The following is a 26241-nucleotide window of genomic DNA, read 5'->3' as shown; positions in this document are numbered from 1 at the left end:
CAGTGCTTCAAATTTTGAAGTAATTTATCTTTAATACAACTGCATAAACGAATTATTGTTATATTAAAGACAAATTATATGTTGGAAATAGATCAATGTAATACATAGCTGTAATAATTTGTTACTATGGAATGCCACATTTATATTCTTATCTTGGGTTGCATTTCGATTTGTTGCAACGCACAATCGTCAAAGCTTCAATGGCCGGAATATCTCCGGCGATTTGTAAACTCAAAGCAGGACAGAAGGAGAAGCAGATGGCCACTTTAGAAGGCGGCGCCTACGACGACGTTTTGTTTGGCTCGCGTTTTGACGATTTCATCCGCGCCCATGGTGGTGATGATGTCGTTTTTGGCGGACAAGGCAATGATCTCGATATTCGGGGATGATGGAGATGATTTGTTGTTTGGCGGAAAGGGCGATGATGCCCTCTTTGGCGGCAATGGCTCCGATATTCTCTTTGGGGACAACGGCGATGACGTCCTGAGTGGCGGCGCCGGAGACGATGTCCTTTTCGGTGGCAAGGGAGACGATGTGTTCCTTGGCGGTGCCGGCAATGACGTCCTGTCTGGCGATGCCGGGAGCGATGTGCTTCTCGGTGGTGCCGGCAACGACCTCCTCTCAGGCGGTGCAGGCGACGATGTTCTCGTCGGTGGTGCCGGCAATGACGTATTCCTGTTTACGGGTGGCGGCGGCAACGACGTCGTACTTGATTTTACCCCTGGTGAAGACATCCTCCAAATCTCCAGCGGTATCAACGGTCAAGACATTCACTCGGCTGATGACCTGGCTTCCCGTGTTACGCAGGTTGGCAACAATGTTGTCGTTGATCTTGGCCATGGCGACTCCGTCACTTTGGTCAACACCAGTTCCGAAGATGTCCAGGCTCACCCGGACAGCTACTTCACCGTACATTAATCCAAAAAACGGCGTGCCCTGCCATCTGGCCGGGCACGCTTTTTTCTTTTTTGATTTAAATGAAAGGGCTACGTGTTGAACCTCGACCTTTCGGCCGATATTGCAAACGATACGGAGAGCATTTCCATCTCGCGTCTGTGTGCAGATGTGGCCGTCGTGATATGGGATCTTCCTGGTGCTCGGACCTCGACAAAATGCACGCTGGAGACTTCCGAACAACTGGTTCCGCTTGTCAGTTTGAATATTCCGCTTGAAGCTGGCGGTCAGCGTATTCTTTGGGCAATGCGTACCAAGGACAAGCCTATCAGTCTTACGCTTTCGGCCGGTGCGCTTGGGCCTACCGAGCAGGCAATCCTTTACCCCGCCGTTGAGCTTGCCTCTTTCGATGTCGACCGTGCCGTCAACGATCTGGCGGCTGCCGGACATATCAAACTGCTCAACAACGTCATGGGTACGTGGCGCAGCACCTTTCGCCTTTCACAGAACCAGATTTTTGCCAGTGTAGCGCGGGAACTCACCTTGGCGCTGACACCCGAGCCGCGACAGGTTCGCTTCTGCGGTCAGCCCATTGATGGGCAGCATCTCCTCGAGACAGCGCTCGATCCCGTTCTCGGCGATATCACGACCATATACGCAATCAGCGCCAATGCCGTGACGACATTGTCGACCAATTTCGTGATGGGCCAACAACCAAAAAAAGGATGGCAATCATGCCATCTGCTTGTCGAATCAGCGCGCGCCCTGCCGCAATCTTTCCATCTGGTGTTCTCGGGCAAGAATGGTATTGCCGTTCGCAAATTGTCTGACAACAACGGCCAGCCCGTCGATTTCCAGAAATGGTGGGCGAAGCGCCAGGGTGATATGGAACTGCGGGAGTTTCTTGTTCGCCAGTTGGCGCAAGTACCTGGTGCCGGTGTTGCCACGGCTGTCGACATGCAGATGCGTACACCTCTGGCAGCGCGCCAGATTGCGAAATCGGCCACACATCCTGCGGCGGAAATCGATTTGGCGCTTGCCCTTGATGGCGGTCTCCTTGTGGGTGGCTGGAGCCACGATCCGGCAGCAATGCTCTCCAAGATCGAGTACCTTTCTGAAGATGGAAGCGCTCTGCCGCTCCAGCCAAATTTCTACAAGTTTCCAGGCAAAACGGGCGAGCGTGAGGATGGCTTGGGTGCAGATGTCACGGGTTTTGCTGCATGGCTCCCCCAAAGCAAAAGCCTTGGCCCGCTGCTGCAGCCGCGTTTCCAAATGCGGCTCGCCTCAGGCGGGACTGCAATGCTGGTGCCGCCATTGCAACCATTTGAGCCGGCTGCCCAGCGCAACCGCATCTTGCGCGCTGTCCCGCCCCAACACGCGCGCGATGAGGTTTTCGAAAACATACTTGCTCCTGCTTTGAGGGAAGTGGAGCACAAACTTGGCCAAACCGTCAGGATTGCGGATGTCAAAGAATATGGGGTGATGCCGGAATCGCCCCTCGCCTCTATCGTCATTCCGCTCTACCGCAATCTGGACTTTCTGCGTTTCCAGCTGTCGGCCATGGCAACCGATCCGTGGCTTGCAGATAATGCCGAAGTCATTTTTGTGCTGGATCTGCCCGAAATTCAGGACGATACGGACCACCTGCTGGGCGGCCTGCATATCCTGCACGACATGCCGATGAAGCTTGTGGTTATGAACCGCAACAGTGGTTACGCTCGCGCCTGCAACGCCGGTGCGAGCCTTGCGAATGGCACGATCTCTGGTGATGCTGAACTCGGACGTTGTGCCGTGTGGGCCTGGTTGGCTGGGTGAGCTCGTCCACCCTTTGCTCGAGCAGAAGAAACTAGGCGCAATCGGACCGAAACTTCTTTTTGAAGATGGTTCATTGCAACATGCCGGGCTCTACTTTGCGAGGGACCGGCATGGGATCTGGCTTAACCATCATTTCTACAAAGGAATGCCTGGAAATTATTCACCAGCCCAGATTGGGCGCACGGTGCCAGGTGTGACCGGCGCCTGCCTCGTTACCCGTAAAGACATTTATGATCTCGTAGGCGGCTTTACCGAGGACTATGTCATCGGAGACTATGAAGATAGCGATCTTTGTCTGAAAATCCGCCAGATTGGGTTTCAAGTCGCCTACAAGCCCGACGTGGCTCTTTATCATTTTGAGCGGCGCTCGATCCGACGCAGTTCCGATTACATGCGCGGATTGGCGAGCCAGTACAACGCGTGGCTCCATACGAAGCGGTGGAACGACGACATTACCGAACTGATGACGACATATCTCGATGAAACCGCGGACGACACCATCGCTCCCTTCGTCGGTGAAAAATCTGAAAGGAGCGCCGCTTGACTGAGGTGATTGCACTCAAGAAAGCCCTACCCGATCCTTCCCCAGCCGAAGACGACCGTATCGACTGGCTGATGGAAGTTGTGTTACGGAACAGGTTTCTGCCTTGTCCTGATCCAGACAGCATTTTTGTTGGTGACGGCAATTTTCAGGCTGTAGGCGCGGAATTTCTCGGCCATTTCGTTCGCAAAGGCGGACTGCTGCCTGCAAGCCGCGTGCTCGATATAGGCTGCGGCATTGGGCGCATGGCTGTTCCCCTGACTCAATATCTTGACACTGCGAATGGCAGTTATCGCGGTATCGATCCCGTCGCCGGTGGCATCAACTGGTGCCAGCAGAACATCACCGCCGTTTACCCGAACTTCGAGTTCCGTCATCTGGATATCGCCCACTCTCTCTATAATCCCAAGGGCGAGATCAACGGACTTGAGCTCGTACTGCCGTTTGAAAATCAACAGTTCGATTTCATCATCATGACGTCCGTCGTTACCCATCTGCCGGACGAAGAAGTGAGCGCCTATCTGCGCGAAGTGAAACGTGTTCTTGCACCGGGCGGACGCTTGTTCATGACCGCCTTTGTGGCGGATAAAGTGGCCCAGGAGAATGCCTTCAACAAGCGCGATGCGCGCCTCGGTTTTCAGCGCTATGACGAGGGTCCATGCTGGTTCGTTCCAGAATTGCCGCCCCTTGCGGCCGTGGCTTTTGATGATGGATTTCTGGATACCGCGCTGATGCGTGCCGGATTGTCGATCGTAACAAAATCATTTGGACACTGGCGCGGTGTTGCAGCTGATCACTATCAGGATCTGTACGTTGCCGAATGCAGGGGTGACGGGTGATGACTCGTGTTCTTGTTGCGGCACACAATCACCCGGCCCTGCATCCAGGTGGCACCGAGATCTTTGCCCATGATCTCTTTCGCGCTTATCAGCGTGGAGGATGCGAAGCGCTGTTCCTGGGTGCAACCAACCACATCCATCGTGAAGCTCGCCCTGGAACGAGTTTTCAAAGTATCGGTACCAACGGAGATGAAATCCTGCTGTGGTCCGGTCATTTTGATCGCTTCTTCATGAGCCAGGTCGATCTTTACGGGATTGTGCCGGATATTGTCGAGTTGCTGCGCGATTTCCGCCCGGATGTCGTCCATCTGCATCACTTGCTGCTTTTGGGTGCCGAGTTTCCCCATATTGTCCGGCGGACGCTACCCGATTGCCGCATTGTCATGACGCTGCACGACTACTATCCGATCTGCCATCATGACGGGCTGATGGTGCGCACCACCGGCAAGGAACTTTGCTACGGTGCAAGCCCTGATCGTTGTCATGCCTGTTTCAAGGATATTGCGCTCGACAAGTTTGTCCTGCGCGAGCGCCATCTCAAATCGTTGCTAAGCGTTGTCGATGCCTATGTTTCGCCAAGCGAGTTTCTCAAGCAACGTTACGTCGACTGGGGCATTGACGAAGGACTGATCAGAGTGATCCCCAATGGACAACCCGAACGTCCCGTCATAGAAAAAAGTGGCCCCCGTGCGCGGCAAGCCGGTCTTCGGCTATTTCGGTAACCTCAATCCCTGGAAAGGGACGACGGTACTGCTCGATGCGGCCAAGCAACTGATCACCGAAGGTTTCGATTTTGAGCTGCGCGTGCATGGCGCTGCGCCGTTCCAGAGTGAAGCTTTTGTCGCCGATATCGATCGGCTCTTTGCCGAGACGACGCCTTTCGTGCAGCGGCGCGGCGCTTACCGGCGTGAAGATATCACTGGTCTCATCTCCGGGGTTGATTGCGCGATCATGCCCTCAATCTGGTGGGAAAATGCGCCGCTGGTCATTCAGGAAGCCCAGGGCCAGAATTGCCCGGTGATCACCAGCAATATTGGCGGAATGGCCGAGATGATCGAAGACGGTGTCAATGGCCTGACTGTTGGGCCAAACGATCCGCTGGCCCTGGCAAGCGCCATGCGGCGTATCGCCGAAGATGCTGACTTGCGTCAGAATCTTTCCCTTGGGGCACGCCACCCCGACACAATCGACACGACTGCGAAGCGCTATCTTGATCTGATCGAGACGCTGCGCTCCGAACGTGTCGAGGCAGCCTGAGAGGTACATGATGTCCGTAGTGACAAAAGTGTCGGCGCAGGCTTCTGCGAAGCCCAATGCCACACCAGAACAGGATAACGCACAATCCGCCAAGGTCGAGCCGATGAAGGGCCGCGTTGACGCGGTCGATGATGGCCGGTTGTTCGGCTGGGCGTTCGATCCATCGGCGCCGGGTAAACGACTGACTATTCGCGTTCTTCTGGATGGCAAGCCCATTGCCGAAGCGATCGCCGACAAGGAACGCCCGGATCTGCGGCGTAACAATATCGGCGATGGTGCGCATGCATTTGACGTGATGTTACCGCAATTTGCAGCCATCCGGGCCGGTGAGCTGGTCGTCGTGGCAATCAGTGGCTCAGGCGTTGAGCAGGCGCTGCGCGTTCCCAAGCCGGACGAACAGGCCGCCGAAGCGCTGATCGCTGCGCCAATGACGCGCATTCTCGACAAGCTCGACATGCTGATGGCGGCGCAGCGGCAGCTGCAGGTAAATCAGCGTTCGTTGCAACGGACGGCTCCCGTCATTGACGGGACGGGAAACGCTTCTGCCGTCGATCTTGTAGATATCAGCGGCTCGATTGAAGGTTTGCGTGCAGACTTCAACCAGCGATTGACGGAACTTCGATGTCCATCTCATGCGAATGGATGGCGTCGTGGCTGGGTTGGAGAAACGAATAGAGGCTCTGCAAAAGCAATCGAGTGGCGAGATCAAGCCATTGTTTATGTTGTTGTTTGTTTTGGTCGGCTTCGCTGCTGGAGCTATCGTGTCAATATCGGTCCTCCCTTGAGGTTACGGAGTAGACCCAGATGATCTCGAGACGAAAAAAAGCGTAGTGCCGGTAGCGAGGCCCAACAAGGCCCCTGAACGCCATCCAATGGTCATGGAAGGTGAGATGGTCGTCGGGTGTCCTATTGACGACACGCTTGTTCTTGTCCTGGGTATCGGGAGTATTGCATCGGAACAGGTCACGGTATTTCTCAATGGCGATCCCGCCATGAGCATTAAGGCGACGCTTGTCAGTTGGCCGCTTAAGGAACCGTCCCCTGCCGGCACCCACGGCTTCGTCGCCATCGTACCAACGAACATTTTGCGCCGCGGCTCGCTGAAAACGATGATGTTTCAGCACAAGGCGAAGGTGACGCGCTATGCCTTCGCTGCACGTGCCGCCTCGATCGACGATCTGGTCGCCATGATCACTGATCTCGCAGGTTCCAATTTGCCGAGTGTCATCGACGGACTGGTGGAGGGCCTGATATCAGGACCGATTGGCCGCAAGAAACTGTCAGCGATCACTGTTCTGCTGCAAGCGGGTGCACGCTCCGACGGTTGTATCGAGCTGATTGGGGGCAGCGACGAAGGCGAGATCTTTGTGCAAGGGTGGGCGCAAGACCTGACGCCTTCAGTGACACGCCTTCTGATCAGCGGTCGTACGCCTTCGCTTGCCGAGTGCGCCATCAGTGTCTTTGCACGTCCCGATCTGAATGAACAGGCTTCAGGCTTTGCTGGTCTGCTGCTGGCGAATGAAACAATCGAGCCGAACGACATTGAACGGCTGCTGTTTCGCGGACGTCGCGGCTGGCGTTTTACGGAAGTCTACGATCGGCGCTTGCTGGTGGGTTCCCGTGAGACGCCTAGTCATGTGAGAGCCATATTGCCTCGCGTGCGCAGTTCCGCCGACATTCTTCTGCGCCTGCGTTCGGCGGCCAATCGTTTCGATGGCACGGAAACCGTGTCCAGCCTGCCATTTCCGGTTCGCATGGGTATCGACAATGTGTTCCGCGTCGAAGGAAGCGGGCTGCTTGTTTCCGGTTGGTTGCTCGATCCTGATAGTCACGTGGAGACTGTGAAACTGCGGCGTCATCGGGGAGAAACGCGCCTTGACGGGAGCTGGACCCGCGTGGATCGGCCAGATGTTACGCGAGAATTTGACAACAAGCCGCCTTTCAATGCTGGACTTGACCCCAACCGGCATGCGCACGGTTTTGTTGCCTTCGCGCCAGAGCTTGAAGGCGACAGCACCGCTCCATTCTATGTGGAACTTTGCTTGAGCGATGCGCGGCGTGCCTTTATGCCGCTAACACCCACCCGGATTACGTCGCGTGATGCGATCGTCCGGCAAATTCGCGCCATTGACCCCAACGCTTGGGCCCTCCGGCATATTGTTGATCAGCAACTGGTGCCGTTGTTGCGAGCCGTCAGCCGACCTGCGCCTGAAATCTTCGGCGTCGTTGATCTGGGTGCATTTGACGAAGCCAGGGGGCCCGCGCTTATCATCGGCGTCGATGAACGGGTGGAAGAGATTGGTCCGCTCCTTGCGTTACTTGCACTGGATTCTGGAGACCCGACGGGCACCAATCGTCATTGCTGGTGCAACGGAGATTATCGATCGCATCGGCGTGCAAGTGCGCAGATTGGCCGATTTCTATGGTCTGCGATTGCGCCTCGTTTCGGCAAGTGGCTCGGAAGATCTCTATGATGCGTTGGAAGTGGGAGCGAGGGCCGTTTCCACGGAATGTGTTGTTTTTCTTGCGGCATCGCTCCTGCCCCGAAGCGCCGGTTGGTTCAACAAACTGCTTTCAGCCTATGATGCCCACAAGAAATCTGTCCTGTCGCCCACGCTCGCTTACGAGGACGATTCGATCCGATGGGCCGGAACATGGGTTGCCGGAGCACAGTCAGATCGTGCCTTGATCAGCCGCTATGCCGGTTATCCGATCGATGCGGTCGCAGGCATGGGAACGACGGAGGTTGCGACCGCGACATTTGAATGCTGTGTCCTGCCCAGGGAGGCGCTGTTTTCAGTCAACGGGTTTACGCGCGGCTATCTTGGTACACATGAAAAAGGTCTGGACCTCGGGTTGAAGCTCAAACAATCCGGTCTCAAATCCTATTGGTTGCCCTCAGCTCAGATGCTGGGTTCTGACGACATTTCGGTATCGGACAAAGCCTCGACGATTGCGCTTATCGAACGGATCGACCGTCAGGTGTTCGATGCTCGCTGGGCCAACATTCTTACAGGCGATCGTAGCCCATCAAGGGGGGAAACCGCATGACGGAGCAACTGCGCGTGCTGGTGATTTCACACGCCCACCCAAGCATTTCACTCGGTGGCGGCGAGATCGCGTCATACAACCTGCACAAGGGACTAAACGCTTTACCAGATGTCCAGTCGGTGTATCTTGCCCGCGCCGGTAATCCAATCCCGCGTCATGGCACGACAGCCCTTATGAGCCTGCGCCGCAGCAGCGATGAAATCCTCTTTCACGCCGATGAATACGACCATTTCTACCTGTCGAACAAGAACACCGATGAAATCCGGCGCGATCTTTTGCGATTTGTCAGAGATCTCAATCCGCACGTCGTTCACTTCCACCATGTGCTTGGCCTTGGCCTGGAGACGCTCTATGCCATTCGAGAGGCGTTGCCGGACACGGCCATTCTTGTGACTTTCCACGAGTATCTGTCCATCTGTAACAATGATGGCCAGATGGTGAAAGCCGGATCGGCGAAACTCTGCAATGAGGCATCACCTATCGATTGTCATGCCTGTTTTCCTGACATTCCGCCGGCTCGTTTCCTGAAACGGGAGCGGTTTATTCGCGGGATGCTGGAACTCGCCGATGCCTTTGTCGCTCCAAGTGTCTTTCTCGCCGGAAAGTATGCCGAATGGGGTCTGAATGCTGACAAACTGAGTGTGATCGAGAACGGGATCTCCATTGATAGCGTGACACCGCCGCGTGACTTGGCAGGCCCAAGGCCACGTCGCAACCGCTTTGCCTATTTTGGACAGGTCACGCCCTTCAAGGGCATCGACGTTTTGATTGACGCCGTTTCACGCGTGCCAGAGGAAACCTGGGGCGAGGATCTCGCGCCTGATGATCTTTGGCGGCAATCTGGAAAAGCAGCCGCGTGAGTTCCAGGAACGCATGCAGAAGCTGATCGAGGAAGCGGGTCCGCGCGTACGCTTTTACGGCGCCTATCAGAATGCGGAAATGCCCCGCCTTATGCAATCGGTCGATTGGGTGGTGATGCCTTCGATCTGGTGGGAAAACTCACCAATTGTGATTCAAGAGGCCTTGCATCATCGCCGGCCAATCATCTGCTCCAACATTGGCGGGATGGCGGAGAAAGTGCGCGATGGTCAAGATGGCCTGCACTTTCGCGTGCGCAGCGCCGAAGATCTTGCCGACCGTTTCACCGAAGTGTTGAGCGACCCCCACATATGGGACCGCCTGTATCACACCATCCGAACCCCTATGAATTATATTAACTGTGCTGAAGAACATCTTGCTCTCTATGGCGAATTGCTCAAATCCCGGCATCAACCGCTCAACATTGCTGCAAGAACTGATGTTGTTCTTTCCCAAGCAAGCTGAATTAAATCAGCCTTAATCGCCAAAAGAAGGAAGACCTCATGGCACGTGTTCTCGTAATGATCCCAGCAGGCGAAGTTTACGATCACGACAATGTTCGTTGGTACCAGCACAGCGATATTCAGCGCAGTATCAATCACTATCACAATATCGGCGATGCCTTCGTTTACGAATCGTCGTTGAAGCTGATGAATTACGATACGGTTGCCGAGCTGCCTATCGCAGGTCCGTCGATGGAAAAGATCGATCGCCTGCGCGAGGAGTACGACTATGTGATCCTTCGCGGTTCAAACTATATCAATCAGGATATGAACTGGCGCGATACCATTCCAGTTCTCAAGCGACTGGGTTTACCGGTAATCGCTTTCGGCATCGGCGCCCAGGCGCCGGTAAAAGGTCAGCTGGACCTTTCGGAAGAAACGAAGACAGTGCTGAAAATAATGGCCGATCTCGACGACATCGATCGGCGTTCGCGGCGCATATACAGCCCAGGTTCTCAATGACATCGGCATCCAGAACGTACGCATTGTCGGCTGTCCGACAGCATTTCGCCGCAACAATCAGCATTTGAGAATTAAACTTCCGGCACTCGATACCGTGCAGAAAGTCGGTGTAACGATCCGGCGCGAAGTTTCGCCCACTTACGCCCAGGATATTGGACGCTACCTGACGGTTCACCGCAGTTTGGTGAAGGAGATGGCGAACCGCTTCGACGTTACGCTGATGGCGCAAGGGGAAGTGGAAGAAAAGAAAATGGTCTTCGGGACCGATGATCAGAAGGAAGAAGCGATTGCGGCGCTGAGGGCCAACCGGTGGTCCTCCGACTGGTATTTCGATGAAACGATGGAAAAGCTTTACCGTGAGCGCATGTTCTACTCGGACGTCGTTGCCGATTATGAAAAGCTGGTGCGGTCGCAAAATCTGGTTCTCGGCTACCGGCTGCATGGAAACCTTATGGCGTTGGCTAATGGTGTGCCCTCCATCTATTTCACCTATGACAGCCGCACGGTTGAATTCGCTGAGACCTACAAGATTCCAAGCCACGATGTCTTCGGCAACCAGCCGTTCAGGCTGGAAGATTATTGGGACCAGTCGTTGTTCGACAAATACAACCGGGCCTGGTTTGAAACCTACGGCGAAATGTATCGTTTCCTGACCGAAAACGGCGTTGACCATAAAATGGAAGAAACCGGAAAGCGCGTGTCGGAAGCCGTTCGCAAGGTTGCGTAGAACGGAGTGTGGGTCGCTGACGATTTCCCGGGAGGAAAAGCACAATCAAGGGGACGAGACGTAAACAAGTTTAGGCGTCGTCACCTCATCAGATAGTTCTCTTAAACCAAGTTGCAGGAGTTCCTCCCATGACTGTTCTTGTTACCGGTGGCGCTGGCTATATCGGCAGCCACATGACGCTGGCACTCAAAGATGCTGGCCGTTCCGTTGTCGTTCTCGATGATCTAAGCTGCGGCTTTCCGTGGCTGGTTCCCGATGATGTGCCCTTCGTGCAGGGGGACGTTGGTGATCAGGTACTGGTTCGGGACATAATTCGCAGGCACGGGATTACGGCAATCCTGCACTTTGCCGGCTCTATTGTCGTCCCAGATTCTGTCCGCGATCCGCTCTACTACTACCGCAACAATACCGTTCAATCACGAGCGCTGATCGAGACTGCCATTGCTGAAGGCATAAAGCACTTCATCTTTTCGTCGACGGCCGCCGTCTATGGCGAGCCGGAACGTACACCGATTTCGGAACAAATGCCGCATCAGCCGATCTCCCCTTATGGCACATCGAAACTGATGACCGAATGGATGTTGCGCGATGCCGCCCTCGCCCACCCTGGTTTCAACTATGTGGCACTGCGTTATTTCAATGTGGCCGGTGCTGATCCTCAACGGCGATCTGGCCAGTCCTATCCACGGGCAACGCATCTTATCAAGATAGCCAGCCAGGCCGCGACTGGCGAGCGGCCTCATATTGAAGTTTATGGCACTGACTATCCAACGCCGGATGGAACCTGCATCCGCGACTATATTCACGTGAGTGATCTGGCGCAGGCACATCTTTGTGCATTGAATTATCTGGAAGCGGATGGCTCGAGCACCGCCGCCAATTGCGGCTATGGCTACGGCTATTCCGTGCTTGAAATCATCGATGCCGTAAAGCGAGTGTCCGGTGTGGATTTTGCGGTGCGGGTTGCACCGCGCCGCGCTGGCGATCCCGCCATTCTGGTCGCGGGCAACGAACGAGTCCGCACACTCTTCGGGTTTGTGCCGAAGCGCGATGATCTCGACCTGATCGTCGGTGACGCGCTGGCATGGGAGCGGCAATTGCAGGGTGTGAGAGAAAAGAACGGCGGTCAAGCACTCCTCGCGGTCTGACGCTATTCGTGATCCCGCAGGGACCAGGGCTCCAATCCTGGTCTCTGCGATCTATGAATTGTTAGCTGCTGCAGCGATCCAAGCTTTTTTAATTGAACCACGGTCATCGAAACGGGTAAGCATGGGTGGTCCGCACCCAGAAACAATTACCAGGCAACTACTGAGTTAATTTTGGGAACTTGGACCAAATGTAAAGGGTGCAGGTCTCCATGATTGAACCACGCAAGAGCAATGGCCAACCGACGATTGCTGATGTTGCCGCGCTTGCTGGTGTGTCACGCGCCATCGCGTCACGGGCGCTGTCGAGTGAACCTAGACCCGTTTCGGCCGACAAACGTGAACGCGTGCTGCAGGCGGCCGAGAAGCTCGGATACAAGCCCAATCTCCTGGCGCGCAGCCTGACAACTAAGACCGTCAATCTTGTCGCCGTCGTCGTAAACCACATCCATGATCTTTCCGATCTCGACCTGTTTGATCTTTTGATCAGTGAAATTCAGTCCATTGGCAAACAGGTGATCTTTGTTCGAGTCGGCTCTTCGGAGCGAATCGAAGAATTTCTGCGCAACGGCATTGCCTATCATGTCGATGCTGCGCTCGTTTTTTCGGATTTCGCCAACGCTGCGACAGTACGCAAAATGTTCCGCAATGACAGCGTACTGATGCTCAATGGCATGCGGGATGGGGGAGCGCCCGCAATTATTCCCAATGAACTGATCGGTATTGCTGAAGCCGTTGCAGACGCAGCCAGGAAAGGTGTGCAAACGGCAGCACTCATTACGGGCCGGTCCGCTTCCCCCGTCGAACAGGCAAGGATTGGATATTACAAGTCAGAGATGCAACGCAACGGCATTTCTCTGATCGCGGAAATGCGCGGCGATTATTCTTATCAAAGTGGCCGCGCTATTGCGGCATCTTCTGAATGGGCAAAGGTGGATGCCGTCTTTTGCACGTCGGACGCAATGGCGATGGGGGTGCTCGACGTCCACAGGGCGGCGTTTCCGCAAAACAAGCCGACGGAGTTTCGACTCTATGGCTTCGACGACGTCACGCTGGCAGAGTACGAAGCTTATCCGATATCCTCGATCGGTTATGACAAGACACTTTATATCGGCGAGATTTTGCGCTTCCTCACCAAGCCGGAACTTTTCCAATCCGGGAGCGCACTGGTTCAGGTCCCGACATATTTCGTTTCGCGCTCCAGCTCCTGAAAGAGAAAGGCCGGAGGTAACCCCCGGCCTAGAATGATTACCAAAGCGGCGTGAGTGCCGGTGGATTGGCCTTCTCGCCCCACCACTTCTTGTAATTGGCCTCGTAGGCACCGGACTGGATATAGTCCGAGACGAACATGTCGAGCCAGCGCACGAATTCAGGATCACCCTTGGCGACAGCAATGCCGATTGGATCGTTGGAGTAGAGGCCCTGGAGCGTCACAAGGTTATCGTTCTTGGTCGCTAGATAGTCCAGCAACGAAGAATCCTCGATCGCCGCATCCGCGCGCTTCTGCTGAAGGAGCAGCACACCATCGGGCGAGAAAGTGTCGGTATAGACGAGTTCTGCATCAGGAACGCTCTTCTTAAGGAAGCCTTCGCCGGTCGTACCACGGCCGACGACCACCTTTTTGCCCGCGAGATCTTTGAGTGACGCAATACCTGCGTCCTTCTGGACGATCACGCGCAAGCCGGCGCGATTATACGGTATGGAAAAATCCACGGTCTTGGCGCGCTCCAGCGTTGCGGATGTGTTGGCAACGACAATATCGAGCTGTCCGGAAACGAGCATGGAAATGCGGGCGTCACCGGAGACGTCGGTAAACTCGACCGGAACGCCCAGCTTTTCTGCCAGCCGCGCCGCTACGTCGACATCATATCCGACAGGATTATTTTTGTCGTCGCGGAAGCCAATCGGTTCACCGCCGAGCGAGACGCCAATACGAACAGTTCCCCGCTCGCGAATTTCTTCAATCTTTCCCGCCTGTGCCGTGCCGGCAAATGCCAGGGCGGCGGTCAACGCAATGGCCGCCAATTTTGCAATCATGGTATTCATTAACTTCCCCTTTGTGTTGCGCGCTGCAGATCATATTGCCTTGCGATCCGCAGCTCAGGTTTGGACATTGTCGGCTCCCAGAACCAGTATTTGATCTCGCCAGGGCACTGGAAACTTGCAACTTCGTGATTTCCCGCGGCATCGATCGCATGAATGACGACACCGGCAAGGAAACCAGTTTTCAACTGGCCGAGATCCTCCATGGCCATGTCTACGGCCTCGCGAAGAGAATAACCAAAGCGCAGGGCAAGAACGATGCTGCGCGCGGTACCGCAGCGCATCGTCATTTCGCCTGTGTGTGTGCAAGCAGCGGCGCCATAGCGGCTGTCAGCGTAGAATCCGGCACCGGGAATGGGGGAATCGCCAACTCTGCCCGGATATTTCCATGCCCAGCCCGACGTGGAGGTAACTGCGTGGATGCCCATGGCGGAATCTTGCGCCAAAAAAACGGTGGTATCGCGGACGCGCTCTGGATCGGTAATGGTCCGGCTCAGCGGTGCAAGCGGAATGTCGGGAAATGCCTTGAGTTCGTCCGGTAAAAGCTCTTTTTGCAGCCGGTCCCACCAGACGCGTTTGCTGTCTTCATAAAGGACGTCATCAACAGGAAAACCGATTTCAGTTGCAAATCGCCGTGCGCCTTCGCCAGTCAGCATGACATGAGGCAAGCGTTTCATGACTTCATGCGCCAAAGCGGCAACGGGCAACGTATCGGGAACAGCGCCGACCGAGCCGACCTCACGGGTTGTGCCGTCCATAACTCCAGCATCACATTCCATTTTGCCGAGCATGTTCGGCCAGCCGCCATAGCCGACACTGCGCACTTTGACCTCGCGCTCGACCGAGCTGATGCCCGCAACCATGGCATCCACACCATTTGCATTTTTCTTGAGGAGTTCGACGGTTTGGTCGAAACCTGGCCAAGCTTCGGAATTTGCCAGCAGAATCATGATCAATCTTTGCGCATTCTGGAGAGGAACTGGGCAATGCGCGGCTTTGCCATGCCGCCATCGGGTGCAAAAAATTCGCCGGTCGGCAAATCAACGACCAGTTGACCTTTGTCTAGGAACACAATGCGCGACGATATCGTCCGCGCGAATTCGATTTCATGGGTCACGAAAACCATCGTCGTTCCGGTCTTGGCCAGCCGTGCAAGAATGTTGAGAACTTCAGCGGTCATTTCCGGATCGAGTGCACTGGTGATTTCATCCAGAAGCAGATAGCTCGGCTTCATCGCGAGCGCGCGGCAGATGCCTACCCGTTGCCTCTGTCCACCCGAAAGCTGTGCCGGATAAGCATCGGCGCGCGCGCCGAGCCCGACGGAGTCCAGCAATGCACGCGCCTCCGATTCTGCCTGGGTACGGGACTGCTTGAGAACCTGTATCGGCGCCAACGTTACGTTCTGCACCGCGGTCATGTGCGGATACAGATTGAAGAGCTGGAATACAGTTGCCGAACGTTTGCGCGCTTCCGCCAGTTGTTTCGGATGCGAAACGTCAAAATCCTCGATCGTGATGCGACCGCCATCGAGTTTTTCCAGACCATTGATGCAGCGCACGAGTGTTGATTTTCCCGAACCGCTGGAACCAAGGATCGACACAACTTCGCCCCTATGGACCTCGAGGTCGATGCCATCAAGCACCGTCGCTGAACCGAAGGATTTGCGCACACCTCGGACGCTGATCATGTCACAAACCTTTCCATGCAGTGTGGGCACGCAGCCGCTGTTCAAGCCTTGCGCCGCCGTAGGCGATGAGCTTGGCCGTCACGTAATAAAGTCCGCCGACGACAGTCCAGACGATGAAGGGCTTGAGCGTCCTCAGGTTCAAAATATTGCCAATCTTGGTAAGATCGACGACCCCGATAACCGAGATGAGCGAGGTGACCTGAAGCTGATTGACCAGAAGACCGGTCAATGGTCCGATGGCAAAAGCCACGGCCTGCGGAGCAATCACATGACGCAATACCTGCCAGCGCGATAAACCAAAGACTCGAGCCGACTCAATTTGGTCACGGCCGATCGATTCTGATCGCCGAGACTGCAATGACATAGATGAAAGCAGCGGTATTGCCTGACAGCGTGATCACGGCCGCTTCGACGGGAGTGATATTGATTTTCGCCAGTGCAGGAAGTCCGAAGAAAACCAGGAAAAGCTGCACGAGAACGGGTGAATTCTTCAGCAATTCGGCGAAGAAAGTTATGAATTGTGTCAACACCGGCACCCGATAGAAGCGGATAACCGCCCACATCGTACCAACGAAGAGCCCGTTCAGGGTTGTGGCGAGAAAGAGCGCGAGAGAAACACCAAGGCCCTGTGCGAGCAATATGAAATCGTATGAGGTGAAGCTGGTGTACCGCATCATGCCACTTCCGGCATACGGTCGCGGTTGAGGTGGCGATGCAATGCACCAATCGCAAGCGAAACCAGATAGGTAAGGCTGGCATAGACAATCAGCAGAACCGCATAAACTTCAAATGGCCGGAAGGTATCGGATGCAACGATCTTCGCGGAGCCTGTCAGTTCGTTAAGCGTGATTGTCGAGAGGATTGATGAGGTCAGGACAAGGTTGATGAAAACCGATCCGAGCGGCCTAATGGATGTCCGCAGCGCGATCGGCATGACGATCTTGCGGAAAATCACCGATCTCGACAAGCCGCTCACCTCTGCCGCTTCAAGGATCCCGGTATCGATCGCGAGAATGCCTGAACGGATAACATCCGAGCTGAACGCTCCGCCGGCAATTGACAGGGCAATAACGCCCGTTGTGAAAGCGTCGATATAAATCCCTATCTCCGGCAAGCCGTAGAAAAAGAAAAAGAGTTGGACGATAAAAGGAATATTGCGGAAGAGATCGACGTAGATGAATGCCGCACGCGAGAGGATCACGGAGGAAGATGTTCTGAGTGCCGCAACGATCAATCCAATGACCAGGCTGCCGGCTAACGCTAGCGCACACGCTTCTGCCGTCAGCAGCGCGCCTTTCAGAAGGAATGGCACGTGCGGCGCCAATATCGTCACATCAAACGTCAAACGGCAATCCAAGCAAAAGTGAAACCGGTTTCACTTTTGCCGAATGCGATCACACTGTCAAGACGCTGTCACAGCCTTTCAAGCCCAATCGCTATGCCCTGCCCTACACCAATGCACATGGTCGCAAGGGCTCGTTTGGTACCGCGCAGATTGAGTTCGAGCGCGGCGGTACCGGTAATACGCGCGCCGGTCATGCCAAGCGGATGGCCAAGCGCAATGGCCCCGCCATTCGGATTGACGAATTCGGCATCGTCGGCAATGCCGAGTGCTCGCAGCGTTGCCAGGCCTTGGGACGCGAATGCTTCATTGAGTTCGACCACGTCGAAATCATGGGGGGTAAGCCCGAGGCGGGCGCAGAGTTTTTCAGTTGCTGCGACGGGACCGATCCCCATGATGCGCGGCGGGACACCTGCCGTTGCACCACCGAGAATGCGAGCGATGGGTGTCAGCCCATGTTGCTTTGCCGCCGCTTCGGACGCGATGATCAGGGCTGCGGCGCCGTCATTGACACCCGATGCATTGCCCGCCGTTACTGAGCCACCCTTGCGGAATGGAGCTGGCAGCTTGGCCAGTTGCTCGGTCGTCGTGTGCGGACGCGGGTGCTCGTCGCGTTCTATAGTGATTGCGTCGCCCTTGCGTTGCGCAATGCTGACAGGGGTAATCTCGCGGGCAAGGCGACCATTTTCCATTGCTGCGCCGGCCTTTTGCTGGGAACGCACCGCAAAAGCATCCTGATCCGCCCGGGATACGCTGTGTTCCTCGGCAACGTTCTCGCCCGTCTCCGGCATTGAATCGATACCATATTGTTGCTGCATGAGGGGGTTGACGAAACGCCAGCCGATCGTCGTATCATGGATTTCGGCATGCCGGGAAAACGCAGTTTGCGCCTTTGGCATGACAAAGGGCGCGCGCGACATGGATTCGACGCCGCCGGCGATGGCGAACCCTATTTCTCCTGCCTTGACTGCCCGGGTAGCAGTGATGACGGCGTCCATACCTGAGCCGCATAAGCGATTAATGGTCGTGCCGGGAACGGTAACAGGCAGGCCGGCCAGTAACAGCGCCATGCGCGCAACATTACGATTGTCCTCGCCCGCCTGGTTAGCGCAACCATAGACGACTTCGTCGAGAGCTTCCCAGTCGGCACCCCGGTTGCGTTCCATCAATGCCTTGAGCGGAATTGCTCCGAGATCGTCGGCTCGAACAGTAGCTAGCGCTCCGCCAAAGCGGCCGATCGGCGTGCGGATATAGTCGCAAATGTAAACGTCGGACATCAGGCGGCCTCATGCGCTTTCCTGGTGCGCGCGTTGATATCACGCAGCACCGAGATTTCGGTTTCAGTTGGGGCGGGTGTTTCCACCTGCTGTGTAGCAAACCGAACGGGCCAGCCGCAATTGTCTTCAATCATCGCCCGCGTCACTCCGTTATGGATCGAGACAACCGTCAGCTCTTTCGTCGAAGGGTCAGGTTCGAATATGCACATGTCAGTTATGACACGGGTCGGCCCCTTGGTCTTCATGCCAAGTCTTGCCCGGTGATCACCGCCCTCGCCGTGGCCCATGGACGTGATGAAGTCCAGATGGTCGACGAAACCACGCTTGTTGAGCGCCATGGTGATATAGATTTGGCCGCAATTGCTGGCGATCTCGGGCGCGCCGCCGCCGCCCGGCAAACGAACCTTCGGCTTATCGTAATCCCCGACGACAGTCGTGTTCAAATTGGCAAAGCGGTCGATCTGGGCGCCACCTAAAAATCCCGTGGTGATACGCCCGCCCTGCAGCCAATAGCGGAACATCTCCGGCACGGAAACGGTGCACAAGGCAGTGTCGCACAATTCGCCATCGCCGATTGAAAGCGGCAAGACATCCGGCTTGGTTCCGATGGTCCCGCTTTCGTAGATCAATGTGATATCCGGCGCATGGGTGAGCCGCGCGACATTGCAGGCAGCCGAAGGCGCACCTATGCCAACAAAACAGACGTCGTCATTGGTCAGAGCGCGTGCGGCCGCGATTGTCATCATCTCGGTTGGTGTAAATTCGATCGACATGATGGTGCTCCCTATACTGCATTCACTGCGCGTCTGTTGACGTGGCGCGCGAAATCTTCGGGCTTGCCTGCCAGAACATTCTCCTTGATCCAGGCGGTGAAACTATCCCGGTCGCGGGCAATTTTATCCCAGGCAATGTAGAAGGCATTCGATCGTGGGTAGTAGCCATGAGCGTAGGATGGAAAAGCGCCGCCCGGGATGTGGACAACCGACGTGATCGTCCATGCTGGCAGGACCACAGCGTTAGGTGACGAAGGATTGAGCTCGTCGACGATCTCTTCCACCGTGACGATCGAGCGCTTCGCCGCCAGCACAGCTTCCTTTTGCACGCCTGCAATGCCCTCGATCAGCACATTGCCTTTCCTGTCGGCCCGCTGCGCATGGATGACAGAGACATCCGGACGGATTGAGGGCACGGCCGCCAAAACTTCGCCGGTGAACGGACAGGTGATGGACTTTATGTTCGGATTCACCTTTGCAAGATCCGCACCAATATAGCCGCGCAGCATGGCAAAAGGCAGGTTTGCCGCGCCGGCCTCATAGGCGTTGGCCATCGCTGCGTGCGAATGTTCCTCGATATAAAGCGGGCGGGGCCACTGGTTTTCAACTGCATCGCGGAACCGGTGCAGCGAACCGACACCCGGATTGCCACCCCAGGAGAATTTCATGCCCCGAGCCGCACCGACACCGATCAACTGGTCGTAAATGAGATCTGGCGTCATCCGGATAAGAAAAAGCTCCTTGCGGCCCTGCCTGATGATTTCGTGACCCGCTGCATAGGGTATCAAATGGGTGAACCCCTCCATTGCAAGCATATCGCCATCCCTGACATTTTCTTCGATGGCTTCGGAAAGCCTACAGATGCGTGCCAAGGTTCCCTCCTTAAATGCTCTACTTGGCATATGCCGTAGTCCCGCAACGGCTATCGCGTCAATTAGTTTTGTGCGCTATTTGACTTTTGTTTGTATATCGCACAAACTGTGCGGAAATGAGGATGGGAATAATTGCATGCGCGAGACGGATTTCATGAATGGCTTTGCCAAGGGTCTGGCGGTCATCGAGGCATTCGACGCTACGAATTCGCGCCTTTCGATAACCGATATTTCCAAAATTACCGGATTGGAACGAGCCACGGCCCGGCGATGTCTTCTGACGCTGGCGGAGCTTGGCTATGCCGATTATGACGGCAAATTCTTCACGCTTTCGCCACGTATTCTACGCCTTGGCCATTCTTACCTGACCTCGACGCCCCTCCCCCGCCTCATGCAGCCCTTCCTGGATCAGCTCTCTGAAAAAACCGGCGAAAGCGCTTCGGCTTCTGTGCTGGACGGTAATGAAATCGTCTACATTGCCCGCGCCTCGCACAAGCGTGTCATGTCGATTAACCTCAATCCGGGAAGCCGGCTTCCAGCCTATTGTTCTTCCATGGGCCGGGTTTTGCTTGCTGCCATGGCGCAAGAGGAAGCGCGACGTATTCTCGAAAACAGCAATCGGAAGGCCAATACGCCAAAGACGAAAACCACGCTTGCCGCATTGATGGATGAACTGCAGCGTGTTCGCGAACAGGGATACGCGGTTATCGATCAGGAACTGGAAATCGGGCTTTGTTCCATCGCCATTCCCGTGCGCAACATGCGCGGCGCGACCGTTGCGGCAATCAATATTGGTGCGCAGGCCGCAAGAGTCTCGATCGATGAAATGATCGAACGCTATCTGCCAGTCATGAAATCGACACGCGATACGATCACTAGCCTTTTGGTCTAGGATCAGGACCTATCAATTTGGCATTCAGAAGTCGGTAGCAACGGCGACCAGCCATCGCTCAGGCCAACAGCAACTTTGCACCATGAGCGGTCAATCGCACAGCACACAGCGCGGACCAACATGGGGCCGAAATCGGACTGTCAGCACCTGGACGGGTAATTCGAAAGGCCGCCATCATGGACCACCTGTGGACAGTCCATCATCGCCGCAAGTCACAGGCTAGCGTTGAAAGGTGAAGTGGATGGTGCCACTCGGTGCCGTATCTGCCTTGACCGTGTAGCCCGTTTCTAAGCCGCGCAGATCGTCCCACAGGCGTATTCCGCGCCCAAGCAGAATCGGAGCGATAGCAACATGAAGACGATCGACAAGACCTGCTTTTAGAAAATCGCGAACGACTGTTGCGCCACCCCCCAATCCACACTTCTCTACCGTTCGCTGCCCCAACAGCCTGTTGAAGCGCACCAACCGGAGTGGTGTTGAGGAAATGGAAAGTGGTGCTACCCGCCATCTCTATGGAGGGTCGATGGTTGCGAGTGAGAACGAAAACCGGAACCCGAAAGTGCGGCTCTTCGCCCTACCAGCCACTCCAGTTCGGATCGTCGGGGAAGTTGTGGAGTCCGAACATTCCCGCACCCATGATCTCGGCCCCCACATTAGCGAAGTATTCTTTCGCGTAATCGTCATCGACGCCGGTGGTCCCAGCCCCGCTGGTATCCTTGAATACGCGCTCACGGACCGTTCGCGTTGCAGCATATGCGCCAACGAGACGCGACCAGTCCTTGCCGAACGGGACTTCGGGGGTCTGGTCCGTCGTTGTCGCGAAACCATCGAGCGAGATATTGAGATCAACGCGAACAGCCAATGCAGCCTCCTTTTTTGTAATTGCACATTGCAACCAAGGTGCTGGTTGCATAACCGTCCCAATCTTAAGCGGGCGGGATACTAAGGCGAGTACCTAATTATTCTTGACGAGCGCCCTAAATCGCTTTAATAAGGCACATGCCTTACCATTCGACCCCCCTCGACCTCGCTTTTCACGCTCTCAGCGACCCGACCCGCCGCGCGGTGGTATCGCGGCTGGCTGACGGCGAGGTGCCGGTCAGCGTCCTGGCCGAGCCTTTCGACATGGCGCTGCCCTCCTTCGCCCAGCATCTCAAGGTGCTGGAAGATTGCGGGCTGATCGCCAGCGAGAAGCGCGGGCGCAGTCGCTGGTGCCGGCTGGTGCAGGCACGCTTCGACGAGGCGGCGGACTGGATGGAAGCGGAGCGCCGGCGCTGGGCCGATCGGTTGGATCGGCTGGAAGTCTACTTGGACAAGAAGCAAGAGGATGATGAAGGACATGACAAACCTGTTTGAAACCTGGTCGCTCGATCGCGAAATCGTGCTGGTCAAGCTGCTGAACCACCCACGCGATAAGGTCTTTGCCGCCTGGATGGACCCCAAGGCACTGGCCCAATGGTACGGCCCGGCCGGCCTCAGCATCGAGAACCACGAGGCCGATATCCGCGAGGGAGGGGTCTGGCGCTTCGACATGGTGGGTGTGTTCGAGGGTCAGGAGCAGCGCTTCCCCAACCTCATGCGCTTTCTGGAGATCGTGCCGAACGAGCGGATCGTGATGGACTATGGCACACCCGACCCTGACGACCCTGACCGTTTCCGTGCCACGGTGACCTTCGATGAGCAGGCTGACGGCAAGACTGTGCTGACCATGCGCCAGCTCCATCCCAGCCGCGACCGGCGGCAAGTGGTCATCGGCTTCGGCGCGGTGGAATACGGGCTGCAGACGCTGGACGGCCTCGCCGCCTGGCTGGATGGTTGAGCCATTGGCCGCTCCATGCCGCGCGCCAGTTGGCGATGGCCTGACAGCAGGTGCAACAAATGGCCGACTTCGACCCGAAACCATCGGCCGGTTTGATCCATTGAGCCGCATTGGCACGGCTTATTCGCCGTGTCCGCGCGGCGCATAGTGCGCACCGTTGCCAACTTGCCAATGCCCACGACCATCAGTTTGCAAGGCAGTCGGGAAGACGCACCGATTTGTCCAGCTTCGCCAGTAGTTCGGGCCTGGCACAGGGCGGGAAACCGGCAATGCGCATGGTTTCTATGAGACGCTTGCGGTCCGCATCCGTGTAGGCAGGTTCGTTCACCCTTCCCTCGATGGTCAGGTCCGGGAACGATTTGAGGGCCTCGCAGAACAGGGTTTTCGCCTCCTCGGTACGGCCAACTGCCGCCAGCGCCGCGGGGCGATATGTCCATTCCCAGATCCCGTAATTCTCCGGAGCCAACCGGTCCATCATTAGCAGCGCGTCATCGTAGCGGCCGACTACCATAAAATAGGCGTGGGCAAAAAACCTGGTGCTCCACAACGGGTAGTTAGGATTGAGGTGGATCGCCTGATCCGCCATATCGGCGCCTCGCTCGGGTTCGCCAAACGTGGAGGCCCAAGGCGCATAAAAGGTCACGATCTCGAACTGATTTGGAGCCAGGGCCGCGTCGAATTCCGCCTTGGCGCGCGCGAGATCGCCCTTTACGACCAGGCTCTGGCCGAGAACGGCGTGTGCTTCGGCATCGGCCGGATCGAGCGCGACAGCACGTTTAGCGGCTTCGGCGGCGATGCGGCGATTCTTTTCGGGTTCCACGTCGAAAGTGGCCAGCACAGAATGCGAATGGTGCAGTTCCACCCAGGCGCGGGCCAGCGTAGGGTCCTGCTCGATAGCGCGGCTGAGAAGTCTGATGGCTTCCTCGATGTCGGTCCGATTGATTTGCTCGAGCTTCTCGGTACCGAGGAGTTCGTAGGCGTTGAGGTTGCCGGGAGGTTTGCGGTGCGCCGTTATCCGGCCTGCCTCTTGGATCAGGCCAGCGCCCCCACCAAGCCGATTGGAGACCTGCTCAGCAATCTCCGTCTGAATCGCAAACAGATCCCGGTCCGGCCGGTCCCACCGGTTCGACCATAGATGCTTGCCGGTCGTCGCGTCGATGAACTGAGCCGATGCGACACCGCACGCGGTTTGCGAAGACCAGGGCCGACCGTTGATCATGTTGTTAGCGAAGGGCAGATGAGCGATTGCTGACCTTAAAGCTATTGAGCCAGTTTCTCGTGCTGTTCAGCGCGATATTGGCGCGGCGTCAGCCCGGTTTCCTTTGTGAAGAAGCGCGAGAAATAGGCCGGATCATTGAAACCAAGATCATAGGCGATCTGCTTGATTTTGGCTGAGGTGAATACCAGGTCGCGCTTGGCTTGCTCAATGAGTCGCCCAGCAATCAGATTATTGGTGCTTTGTCCCGTTGTTGCTTTGGCAATCCGGTTGAGATGCGTTGGAGATATTCCAAGATGATCGGCATAAAATTGCGCCGGATGGTGATCGCGGAAGTGACGGTTCACGAGGGTTTGCAGTGCTTTCATTCGCGGACTTTCTTGAACGCTGTCAGGTGTCGCCGATTGATCGGGGGTTGTAAGGCGGGCTGCAATCAGGATCGCCATCCTCAATTGGGTCTCTACCAGGTCGCCGTGAAAGGCACCGCCGTGCATCAGCTCCTGGCACAGCCTCTCCAGGGTTAGCGCGAGAAAGCCTCTATCGTCCTTGTTCCCACCGAGTGCAATCAGATGGGGTCGCAAGAACCAATTGCTTATCTCCGCATCGATAAAGGTGCGGCCGAGCGCACCCAAACGCGAAGCGACCATGGTGATGACCATACCGTCAACATCTTTTGAGAACCGGAATCCATGCTCATACTTTGGTGGCACTGCGATCATGACCGGTGGCAGAATCGGATGAATTTCGCCTTTGAAAACCGCGTCCCCTGTTCCACCACGAAGGTACAAAATCTGAAAGAATGCATCATGCTTATGGGTCTTAATTTCCCAGTTGTGCAGCTGGCTGCGTGAGGCAATTGTTTCCCAATGCAGCCAGAAATCGGGCCGTTGAGTATGGCTTTCCCCATAAAGGTCGTAGGTTGGAGCGCTGCCGCGCATCTATCTCTCCTGACGCATATGTTCGAAATGTCCTATTTATTGACCAGAAAGTCCATTGCGGCCGCCACGCTCACGCATAGGCTTAAGGAAAATCTGTGTTGGGGGCTACCATGCGAACTCAGGTTGCAATTATCGGGTCAGGACCCGCTGGACTACTCCTTGGTCAGTTGTTGAGCAAGGCCGGTATCGATAACGTCATCCTCGATCGCGTCAGTAAGGACTATATTCTTGGTCGTGTCCGGGCTGGCGTGCTTGAAGAGGGAACGGTTCGTCTGCTCGACGAAGCCGGTGCGAGTGAACGGTTGCACGCGCAAGGGCTGCCGCATGGCGGATTTTCGCTCGCCTTCGACGGACGCAATCACCGTATTGATCTGTCCGGTCTGACCGGCGGCAAACAAGTCACCGTCTACGGGCAAACGGAAGTGACGCGTGATCTTATGCAGCAGCGCAAGAGCGGCGGCGAACAGACGATCTACAGCGCGGATAACGTGACCATCCATGAGTTCGGGGCATCAAACCCGCTTGTGACCTATGAAAGCGGCGGCAAGACCCACCGCATCAATTGTGACTTTATTGCTGGGTGCGACGGGTTTCATGGCGTCAGCCGGCGCTCAGTGCCTGAAGACGCCATTCGCACCTACGAACGCGCATATCCCTTCGGTTGGCTCGGAGTTCTGGCCGAAGTTCCGCCCGTTTCCCATGAACTGATCTATGCCAACCACCCGCGCGGCTTTGCACTTTGCTCCATGCGGTCCATGACGCGGAGCCGTTACTATGTACAGTGTCCGCTGGACGACAAAGTGGAAGCATGGACCGATGAGCGCTTCTGGGACGAATTGCGTCGAAGACTGCCGAAGGAAAATGCAGAAGCAGTCACGATCGGACCTTCATTCGAAAAGTCGATTGCGCCGCTCCGCTCCTTCGTTGCCGAGCCGATGCGCTTTGGCCGCTTGTTCCTGGCGGGAGACGCTGCCCATATCGTCCCGCCAACCGGCGCCAAGGGGCTTAATCTGGCGGCCAGCGATGTGCATTATCTGTTTGAAGGTTTGCGTGACTATTATGTGGACCACTCGACGGCGGGCCTTGATGCCTATTCGCAGCGCGCGCTCCTACGGGTGTGGAGAGCCGTCCGTTTCTCCTGGTCGATGACGATGATGATGCACCGTTTTCCCGACACCGGGGCGTTTGGACAGAAGATACAGGAAGCGGAACTGGATTACCTCGTCCATTCCCGCGCCGCCTCCACAGCACTCGCTGAGAACTACGTTGGCCTGCCTTTTTGAATTGAGG

Annotated in this window: 18 protein-coding genes and 8 pseudogenes; 15 read left to right on the top strand and 11 right to left on the bottom strand. The window is 56.0% G+C overall.

What is annotated here, in order from left to right:
* The first annotated feature begins 257 nt into the window (after positions 1-257).
* The 11 genes and pseudogenes from N8E89_RS26665 (at position 258) to N8E89_RS26605 (ending at position 13303) form a co-directional block, all read left to right on the top strand.
* Positions 258-918: pseudogene (locus tag N8E89_RS26665) on the top strand (calcium-binding protein).
* Between the two features lie 75 nt (positions 919-993).
* Positions 994-3253 (top strand): annotated as a pseudogene (locus N8E89_RS26660) (glycosyltransferase family 2 protein).
* The gene (locus tag N8E89_RS26650; RefSeq protein WP_262263568.1) at positions 3250-4089 is read left to right on the top strand and encodes a class I SAM-dependent methyltransferase; all 840 of its coding nucleotides are present in this window, start codon (positions 3250-3252) and stop codon (positions 4087-4089) included. Before N8E89_RS26660 ends, N8E89_RS26650 begins: the two are co-directional and overlap by 4 nt.
* A pseudogene (locus tag N8E89_RS29170) lies at positions 4086-5346 on the top strand (glycosyltransferase family 4 protein). Before N8E89_RS26650 ends, N8E89_RS29170 begins: the two are co-directional and overlap by 4 nt.
* A gap of 10 nt (positions 5347-5356) precedes the next feature.
* A pseudogene (locus N8E89_RS26635) lies at positions 5357-6131 on the top strand (hypothetical protein).
* Positions 6132-6236: 105 nt separating this feature from the next.
* On the top strand, positions 6237-7820 hold the full coding sequence (locus N8E89_RS26630; RefSeq protein WP_262263565.1) for a hypothetical protein: 1584 nt from the start codon (positions 6237-6239) through the stop codon (positions 7818-7820).
* Positions 7756-8397: a glycosyltransferase family 2 protein gene (locus N8E89_RS26625; RefSeq protein ID WP_262263564.1), complete on the top strand. Its 642-nt coding sequence runs from the start codon at positions 7756-7758 to the stop codon at positions 8395-8397. The genes N8E89_RS26630 and N8E89_RS26625 overlap by 65 nt, the downstream gene beginning before the upstream one ends.
* Positions 8394-9720, top strand: a pseudogene (locus N8E89_RS26620) (glycosyltransferase family 4 protein). The gene N8E89_RS26625 and the pseudogene N8E89_RS26620 overlap by 4 nt, the downstream one beginning before the upstream one ends.
* A gap of 38 nt (positions 9721-9758) precedes the next feature.
* Positions 9759-10947: pseudogene (locus N8E89_RS26615) on the top strand (polysaccharide pyruvyl transferase family protein).
* Positions 10948-11075: 128 nt separating this feature from the next.
* Positions 11076-12095, top strand: coding sequence for a UDP-glucose 4-epimerase GalE (galE, locus tag N8E89_RS26610; protein WP_262263563.1), 1020 nt, complete (start codon positions 11076-11078; stop codon positions 12093-12095).
* A 209-nt stretch (positions 12096-12304) separates the two neighbouring features.
* Positions 12305-13303: a LacI family DNA-binding transcriptional regulator gene (locus N8E89_RS26605; RefSeq protein ID WP_112761055.1), complete on the top strand. Its 999-nt coding sequence runs from the start codon at positions 12305-12307 to the stop codon at positions 13301-13303.
* A gap of 37 nt (positions 13304-13340) precedes the next feature.
* Here the strand turns inward: N8E89_RS26605 and N8E89_RS26600 are convergent, their stop codons facing one another.
* The 8 genes and pseudogenes from N8E89_RS26600 to N8E89_RS26565 all read right to left on the bottom strand — a co-directional run bounded on the left by N8E89_RS26600 (position 13341) and on the right by N8E89_RS26565 (position 20086).
* Entirely contained in the window at positions 13341-14138 is a 798-nt protein-coding gene (locus N8E89_RS26600; RefSeq protein ID WP_262263562.1) for a transporter substrate-binding domain-containing protein, read from the bottom strand.
* On the bottom strand, positions 14138-15085 hold the full coding sequence (locus N8E89_RS26595) for an isoaspartyl peptidase/L-asparaginase (protein ID WP_262263561.1): 948 nt from the start codon (positions 15083-15085) through the stop codon (positions 14138-14140). Before N8E89_RS26595 ends, N8E89_RS26600 begins: the two co-directional genes overlap by 1 nt.
* Before the next feature lie 2 nt (positions 15086-15087).
* Positions 15088-15822: an amino acid ABC transporter ATP-binding protein gene (locus N8E89_RS26590; protein WP_262263560.1), complete on the bottom strand. Its 735-nt coding sequence runs from the start codon at positions 15820-15822 to the stop codon at positions 15088-15090.
* Between the two features lies 1 nt (position 15823).
* A pseudogene (locus N8E89_RS26585) lies at positions 15824-16496 on the bottom strand (amino acid ABC transporter permease).
* A complete protein-coding gene (locus N8E89_RS26580) occupies positions 16496-17167 on the bottom strand; it encodes an amino acid ABC transporter permease (protein ID WP_106666564.1) in 672 nt (223 codons plus the stop codon). Before N8E89_RS26580 ends, N8E89_RS26585 begins: the two are co-directional and overlap by 1 nt.
* Before the next feature lie 68 nt (positions 17168-17235).
* Positions 17236-18441, bottom strand: a complete 1206-nt coding sequence (pcaF, locus tag N8E89_RS26575) for a 3-oxoadipyl-CoA thiolase (RefSeq protein ID WP_262263559.1) — start codon at positions 18439-18441, stop codon at positions 17236-17238.
* Positions 18441-19214 carry a CoA-transferase subunit beta gene (locus N8E89_RS26570; RefSeq protein WP_106666566.1) on the bottom strand — a complete coding sequence of 258 codons (774 nt, stop codon included), beginning with the start codon at positions 19212-19214 and terminating at the stop codon, positions 18441-18443. The genes pcaF and N8E89_RS26570 overlap by 1 nt, the downstream gene beginning before the upstream one ends.
* An 11-nt stretch (positions 19215-19225) precedes the next feature.
* Positions 19226-20086, bottom strand: a complete 861-nt coding sequence (locus N8E89_RS26565; protein ID WP_262263558.1) for a CoA transferase subunit A — start codon at positions 20084-20086, stop codon at positions 19226-19228.
* 136 nt (positions 20087-20222) lie between these two features.
* Here N8E89_RS26565 and N8E89_RS26560 point away from each other — a divergent pair, with 136 nt between their 5' ends.
* The gene (locus N8E89_RS26560) at positions 20223-20978 is read left to right on the top strand and encodes an IclR family transcriptional regulator (RefSeq protein ID WP_262263557.1); all 756 of its coding nucleotides are present in this window, start codon (positions 20223-20225) and stop codon (positions 20976-20978) included.
* A 219-nt stretch (positions 20979-21197) separates the two neighbouring features.
* Here N8E89_RS26560 and N8E89_RS26555 read toward each other — a convergent pair.
* Positions 21198-21840 (bottom strand): annotated as a pseudogene (locus N8E89_RS26555) (dihydrofolate reductase family protein).
* Between the two features lie 137 nt (positions 21841-21977).
* On the opposite strand from N8E89_RS26555, the gene N8E89_RS26550 reads away from it, so the two are divergent.
* Both N8E89_RS26550 and N8E89_RS26545 read left to right on the top strand, forming a co-directional pair.
* Positions 21978-22334, top strand: a complete 357-nt coding sequence (locus N8E89_RS26550) for an ArsR/SmtB family transcription factor (RefSeq protein WP_262263556.1) — start codon at positions 21978-21980, stop codon at positions 22332-22334.
* Positions 22309-22797, top strand: coding sequence for an SRPBCC family protein (locus N8E89_RS26545; protein ID WP_262263729.1), 489 nt, complete (start codon positions 22309-22311; stop codon positions 22795-22797). Before N8E89_RS26550 ends, N8E89_RS26545 begins: the two co-directional genes overlap by 26 nt.
* 184 nt (positions 22798-22981) lie before the next feature.
* On the opposite strand, the gene N8E89_RS26540 is transcribed toward N8E89_RS26545, so the two are convergent.
* A complete protein-coding gene (locus N8E89_RS26540; protein ID WP_262263555.1) occupies positions 22982-24016 on the bottom strand; it encodes a tetratricopeptide repeat protein in 1035 nt (344 codons plus the stop codon).
* A gap of 41 nt (positions 24017-24057) precedes the next feature.
* Positions 24058-24951 (bottom strand): helix-turn-helix domain-containing protein, encoded by an 894-nt coding sequence (locus N8E89_RS26535; RefSeq protein WP_262263553.1) that lies wholly within the window; start codon positions 24949-24951, stop codon positions 24058-24060.
* A 110-nt stretch (positions 24952-25061) separates the two neighbouring features.
* Between N8E89_RS26535 and pobA the strand changes: the two genes are divergently transcribed.
* Entirely contained in the window at positions 25062-26234 is a 1173-nt protein-coding gene (pobA, locus tag N8E89_RS26530; RefSeq protein ID WP_262263552.1) for a 4-hydroxybenzoate 3-monooxygenase, read from the top strand.
* The last annotated feature ends 7 nt before the right edge of the window (positions 26235-26241 follow it).

Origin of the sequence: Phyllobacterium sp. A18/5-2 (assembly GCF_025452215.1) — a bacterium.
Taxonomy (GTDB): Bacteria; Pseudomonadota; Alphaproteobacteria; order Rhizobiales; family Rhizobiaceae; genus Phyllobacterium; species Phyllobacterium sophorae.
Note: the sequence above shows the minus strand (reverse complement) of the source record. Positions and strands in the feature narration are given on the sequence as shown.

Bases quoted from the DNA above. Each gene is read 5' to 3' on its own strand.
- pobA (WP_262263552.1), top strand. From the start codon at position 25,062: ATGCGAACTCAGGTTGCAATTATCGGGTCAGGACCCGCTGGACTACTC.
- N8E89_RS26630 (WP_262263565.1), top strand. From the start codon at position 6,237: ATGGTCGTCGGGTGTCCTATTGACGACACGCTTGTTCTTGTCCTGGGT.
- N8E89_RS26605 (WP_112761055.1), top strand. From the start codon at position 12,305: ATGATTGAACCACGCAAGAGCAATGGCCAACCGACGATTGCTGATGTT.
- N8E89_RS26570 (WP_106666566.1), bottom strand. From the start codon at position 19,214: ATGTCGATCGAATTTACACCAACCGAGATGATGACAATCGCGGCCGCA.
- N8E89_RS26540 (WP_262263555.1), bottom strand. From the start codon at position 24,016: ATGATCAACGGTCGGCCCTGGTCTTCGCAAACCGCGTGCGGTGTCGCA.
- N8E89_RS26550 (WP_262263556.1), top strand. From the start codon at position 21,978: ATGCCTTACCATTCGACCCCCCTCGACCTCGCTTTTCACGCTCTCAGC.
- N8E89_RS26595 (WP_262263561.1), bottom strand. From the start codon at position 15,085: ATGATTCTGCTGGCAAATTCCGAAGCTTGGCCAGGTTTCGACCAAACC.
- N8E89_RS26590 (WP_262263560.1), bottom strand. From the start codon at position 15,822: ATGATCAGCGTCCGAGGTGTGCGCAAATCCTTCGGTTCAGCGACGGTG.
- N8E89_RS26535 (WP_262263553.1), bottom strand. From the start codon at position 24,951: ATGCGCGGCAGCGCTCCAACCTACGACCTTTATGGGGAAAGCCATACT.
- N8E89_RS26545 (WP_262263729.1), top strand. From the start codon at position 22,309: ATGAAGGACATGACAAACCTGTTTGAAACCTGGTCGCTCGATCGCGAA.
- pcaF (WP_262263559.1), bottom strand. From the start codon at position 18,441: ATGTCCGACGTTTACATTTGCGACTATATCCGCACGCCGATCGGCCGC.
- galE (WP_262263563.1), top strand. From the start codon at position 11,076: ATGACTGTTCTTGTTACCGGTGGCGCTGGCTATATCGGCAGCCACATG.
- N8E89_RS26600 (WP_262263562.1), bottom strand. From the start codon at position 14,138: ATGAATACCATGATTGCAAAATTGGCGGCCATTGCGTTGACCGCCGCC.
- N8E89_RS26560 (WP_262263557.1), top strand. From the start codon at position 20,223: ATGCGCGAGACGGATTTCATGAATGGCTTTGCCAAGGGTCTGGCGGTC.